2 protein-coding genes, 1 tRNA gene and 1 pseudogene are annotated in these 2942 nt (G+C 70.0%); 1 reads left to right on the top strand and 3 read right to left on the bottom strand.

Translation table 11 applies throughout. The annotated features are described in order from the left end of the window. Positions 1–40 precede the first annotated feature (40 nt). A pseudogene (locus WAZ62_RS16640) lies at positions 41–1090 on the top strand (DNA cytosine methyltransferase); the annotation flags it as partial. A 19-nt stretch (positions 1091–1109) separates the two neighbouring features. Here the strand turns inward: WAZ62_RS16640 and WAZ62_RS16635 are convergent. From WAZ62_RS16635 to rlmB, 3 genes are all read right to left on the bottom strand, one after another. Beyond that, positions 1110–1185: transfer RNA gene (locus tag WAZ62_RS16635), tRNA-Thr, on the bottom strand. Positions 1186–1249: 64 nt separating this feature from the next. Beyond that, positions 1250–2185 (bottom strand): oxidoreductase, encoded by a 936-nt coding sequence (locus WAZ62_RS16630; RefSeq protein ID WP_422644654.1) that lies wholly within the window; start codon positions 2183–2185, stop codon positions 1250–1252. A gap of 29 nt (positions 2186–2214) precedes the next feature. Next, positions 2215–2942, bottom strand: a 728-nt coding sequence (gene rlmB / locus WAZ62_RS16625; protein WP_422644653.1) for a 23S rRNA (guanosine(2251)-2'-O)-methyltransferase RlmB, incomplete at its 5' end; no start/stop codon positions are given.

The following is a 2942-nucleotide window of genomic DNA, read 5'->3' as shown; positions in this document are numbered from 1 at the left end:
GCTCCATGGCGGCGCGGGCGGCGCCCCACCTCGCGGCCGGATCGAGGCGGCCGCCGTTGACGCCTTCGTCCGTGGCATCGATCCCGTTTTCTCGCACCGGCGGGCGCTGGCGCTGGCTCCCACGGGCGGCCTCAGGGCACTGTCGCTGTTCTCGGGCTGCGGCGGCCTGTCGGCGGGCTTTGCCTGGGCCGGTTTCGATCTCGTTGGCCATGTCGAGATCGAGGCGGCCGCCCGTGTCGTGCATCAGGCCAATCTGCCCGGTTGCCCGATTCTTGGCGCCGACATCGGCGCCCTGGCGGATGACGCGCTGGCCGCGCTCGGGACGGTCGATGTCGTGTTCGGGGGCCCGCCCTGTCAGGGCTTCAGCCTGACCGGCAAGCGCCGGGTCGAGGATCCGCGCAATCTTCTGTGGCGGGAGTTCCTGCGGGTGGTCGGCATCGCGCGGCCTGCGGTATTCGTGATGGAGAATGTGCGCCTGATGGCATCGATGCGAACCCCGGCCGGCGGGCTGGTGATCGACGAGATGACCGCGGCCTTCGCCGCCCTCGGCTATCGCCTGGTCATGGGCAGCCTCAATGCGATGGATTTCGGCGTGCCCCAGTCGCGGCAGCGCTGGTTCGTCATCGGTAGTCGCGCGGGCGAGCCCGGCCTGCCGACTGGGATTCCGGGGCCGGTGCGCACCCTGCGCGACGCCATCGGCGATCTTGCCCCGCTTGACTCCGGCGAGGCCGATGCGCGCGATCCCCTGCATTTCGCGGTGCGCCATCCGCCCCATGTCATCGCGATGCTGCGCGACGTGCCCGAGGGGGCCAGCGCGCATCAACATCCCGATCCCGCCCTGCGGCCCCGTTCGGGCTATAACACGACCTACAAGCGCCTGGTCCTTGATGCGCCCGCGTCGACCGTCTCGACCAGCTTCGGCATGATTTCGGGCTCGCGCAATGTGCACCCCCGGGCGACCCGCTCCCTCACCATCCGCGAGGCCGCGCGCTGCCAGAGTTTTCCCGATGATTTCCGGTTTTTCGGCACGCTGGGGCAGGTGCGCGCCATGATCGGCAATGCCGTTCCGCCCCTGCTGGCGCTGGCGGTCGCCCGTCATGTCGAAGGTCTGGTGCCGCGTGTCCGACTTGAACGGACGACCTACCGCTTACAAGGCGGTTGCTCTACCAGCTGAGCTAACGCGGCCCGGGAACCAGGCGCCCTTATAATCGCGACACCGGCCCGAGGGAAAGAGCAAATGGCGGGCGCTTCAGCCCGCCGTCAGCCAGGAGACGCCGGTCAGCGATTCCGACAGGGACCAGAGCGCAGCCCCCTTCTTTTCGCTGCGGGCGGCGCCGGTGCTTTTGGCTGGCACGACACCCCGGCCCCACAGCTCGAAGGCGCCGTTCGGCCCCCAATAGCCGCCGGGGGCGAGGTCGGCGGTTGTCGCGGCGTGGAGGATGGGGATCGCGCCCCGATCCGCCGACTGGGCGAGCAGGGCGCCGCCCAGCGCCATGGCGGCCTTGCCCAGCGCCGAATTCTCCATCCGGGGGCCGGCCATCAGCAGGTTGGTGGCGGCGAAGCCCGGATGGGCGGCGACGCTGACGACGCGGTTGCCGGCCGCGCGCAGGCGGCGGTCGAGTTCCAGCGCGAAGACAAGATTGGCGAGCTTGGCCTGGCCGTAGGCGCGCCATTTGTCGTAGCGCCGCTGCTGCCAGTTCAGGTCCTCGAAATTGAGGTTGCCGGTCCTGTGGGCAAGGCTGGCGACGGTGACGATACGGCCGGCGGGGGCGGCTTCCAGTTTCGGCAACAGGCGGCCGGTCAGGGCGAAATGGCCCAGGTGGTTGGTCCCCACCTGCATCTCGAAGCCGTCCCGGGTGCGGGTCAGGGGCAGGGCCATGACACCGGCGTTGTTGATCAGCAGGTCGATATGGCCGACCTCGGCCGACAGCGCCTCGGCGAAGGTGGCGACGCTGGCGAGATCGGCGAGATCAAGGGGGCGCGTCTCGACTTCGGCCGCCGGGTAATTGGCCCGGATCGCCGCCGCGGCCGTCTCGGCCTTGACGGTGTCGCGGCAGGCCATGACGACCCGCGCGCCCCGGGCCGCCAGGGCATTGGCCGTGTGATAGCCAAGGCCACTGTTGGCGCCGGTGACGACAGCGATGCGCCCCGTCTGGTCTGGAATGCTGGCGATCGACCAGGCCATGTTTCTCTCCCCCGTTTTCAGCCGCAGGGTCAGGTGCCGCGGACCAGTTCGTACAGAGCAACCGCCGCCGCATTGGAGACATTCAGCGACTCCATGCCCTTGATCGGCAGTTTCGCCATCGTATCGCAGCGCTCCCGCGTCAGGCGGCGCAGGCCGACGCCTTCGGCGCCAAGGACGATGGCGACCGACCCCGTGGTGTCGCATTCCGCCAGGCTCTGGCCGGCGTCGGCGTCGAGGGCGACGCGCCAGTAGCCCATCTCGCCCAATTCGTCGAGCGCGCGGGCGAGGTTGACCACGCGGACAAGGGGAATGACATCGAGCGCGCCCGAGGCGGATTTCGCCATGACGGCGGTCGCGCCCGGGGCGTGGCGGTCGGTCACGATCACGGCCCGCGCCCCGAAGGCGGCGGCCGAGCGCAGGATGGCGCCGACATTATGCGGGTCCGTCACCTGGTCGAGCACGACGACGACCGCGCGTTCGCCATCGTCGCGGGCGCAGGCCTCGTCGAGGGAAAGTTCTTCCAGTGGATCGACCTTGAGGGCGAGACCCTGATGGACCGAGCCGGCGGGCAGCATCCGCTCAAGGACGTCCCGGGGCACGCTTTCGACCGGAATGTCGCGCGCCTCGATCGCTTCCCGCAGGGCGGGCGGAAGTTCGTCCGCGCTTTCGACCGTGGTCACCAGCCGGTGGCAGCGCCGGGCCTCGTTGCCGAGCGCGGCCAGCACCGGGTGCTGGCCGTATAGCCAGAGACCGGCAT

It is taken from the genome of Zavarzinia sp., assembly GCF_049306435.1.
Taxonomy (GTDB): Bacteria; Pseudomonadota; Alphaproteobacteria; order Zavarziniales; family Zavarziniaceae; genus Zavarzinia.
Note: the sequence above shows the minus strand (reverse complement) of the source record. Positions and strands in the feature narration are given on the sequence as shown.